The organism is Pseudoalteromonas sp. PPB1 (assembly GCF_015356275.1).
In the GTDB taxonomy this organism is placed as follows: Bacteria; Pseudomonadota; Gammaproteobacteria; order Enterobacterales; family Alteromonadaceae; genus Pseudoalteromonas; species Pseudoalteromonas rubra_D.
In genome coordinates this window covers 1-1,647 of record NZ_JACEQV010000068.1, presented here as the reverse complement: position 1 = coordinate 1,647, position 1,647 = coordinate 1, and the positions used below count along the sequence as shown (strand labels likewise).

Sequence of the window (1,647 nt, the reverse complement as noted above, 5' to 3'; positions counted from 1 at the left end):
AGAACGCCACTTGAAACATTATTAGATGGGAAATCGCTCTGGGCTGAAAAGAATTTAGCCCAAATCTAGACTGACAATCACCGATTGAAAAACGGGTAACTGTCAGGTCAAGTCTGAGCTAGTACACAATTAAGCAGCGACTGCTAAATGAATAATCCGATATCAGTGTCCTGATATCGGATTTTTTATATCTTTTGTCTTGCAAACCAAACCCCATGGTGACATTGCTAAAGTGGTCATTTATATCAATTTCACTTAATACCTGGCCAATTTGAAGGAGTCGGTATGACGCTAACGGCGTTAAAGATTTCTCATTTAGAATCTTTGCCTAAGGTATGAACTCGCAAATTTTCGCCTCACCGACATATATGTAGGCGGTGCTATTGACCCTATTTTCTCGCCTCAAAATAGCGCACTCAATTAAGAAAATTGGTATCACTTGCTTAGAGGGCAGCTCCAGCCGTTTTGAGGTGATTCGAGTGCGCTGACATTGCGTTGAGCAGATTCGTTTTCTTTCGCTTCCTGTGCACCATTTTAAAGCAATATACATCCACGTAGTCATTCAGGTGAGCCTACAGTGTCGTTGTATTAGCACTAACAGGTGCCTTACCTGTAATCACTAAGCAGTGTTTTGACGTAAAAAACGTACTGGATTTAGCCTTAATTACTCTGCAAACCTATGCTGAGTGCTGTGAAACAGCGGCTTTCTTAAATGTTATGTTTTTTCAAACTGGTATCGTTAGTTTTATTGCTATTTAAATCAGGTGTTTATGTCTAATTGTTATGAAAAACGATAAGTTTTGATAATTAGTGTATTTCTGGGGTATTCGCTAAGGTTAAACATGTCACCAGGCAGGTGAACACGATACAACTAATTTGCTATAACAACAGGAAATCTGGTCATGTTTAAGTTGAAAGCCAAAAAGTTAAAAAACCTTACTACAAAAGTGCTTCTTGCTCCTGGTAAAACACAGCTTGTCGCTGGCGGGGCTGCTCAACAGATAGATACACATAGCATCACACAAATAGACACGACTACAAACCCCTGAGTGTGGCACCTACTGGTGCATGTTACGGGTTTAGCAATGCCAGTCATCGTCTTGCCTTAACCTCTCTAACGGTGCACCTGATACATTGGTACGCAGTTTAAAGAAGCTAAAATAACGCATAAACTTCGTTTTCCCTTATGTTCGATCGTCTGGGCCTGTCACCTGAGGGAATACCTTATACGTATCGTCCGAACTACCCAGGCTGTCAAACAAGCCGATAAGCCACGACTCGATAGTTGATTGAACACAAGGGTATTCAGTTTCAATAGCATTCCTTTTGGTACTGATAAGGACAACCAAATACACATAGTCCTTCACTGATATCTGGACTCATCCGGCACATCTGAACGCACTCTAATAGCCGACCTCAATCCAATAGTCGGCTTCAATCTAACAGCTGGCCTCAATCTAACTGCTGGCCTCAATCTAACAGCTGACCTCAATCTAATAGCTGACCTCAATCTAATAGCTGACCACGCAGACCATCAGGAATATCAGCGTACTTCATTTTCTCGCGAAGACCTGCTAGCAATACGATAGCAAGTGCCCAGCCCACACCAGAACCTAAGCCAAAGATCACTGACTCACCGAAGTTCAG

1 protein-coding gene and 1 pseudogene are annotated in these 1,647 nt (G+C 42.0%); one reads left to right on the top strand and one right to left on the bottom strand.

Annotated elements, in window-relative coordinates:
- Positions 1-902 precede the first annotated feature (902 nt).
- Complete coding sequence (locus IY568_RS24305; protein ID WP_164517640.1) at positions 903-1,049, top strand: hypothetical protein; 147 nt, start codon at positions 903-905, stop codon at positions 1,047-1,049.
- Between the two features lie 472 nt (positions 1,050-1,521).
- Here the strand turns inward: IY568_RS24305 and IY568_RS24300 are convergent.
- Positions 1,522-1,647 (bottom strand): annotated as a pseudogene (locus IY568_RS24300) (Rnf-Nqr domain containing protein); the annotation flags it as partial.

Coding starts and splice junctions, on each gene's coding strand:
- IY568_RS24305 (WP_164517640.1), top strand. CDS start 903: ATGTTTAAGTTGAAAGCCAAAAAGTTAAAAAACCTTACTACAAAAGTG.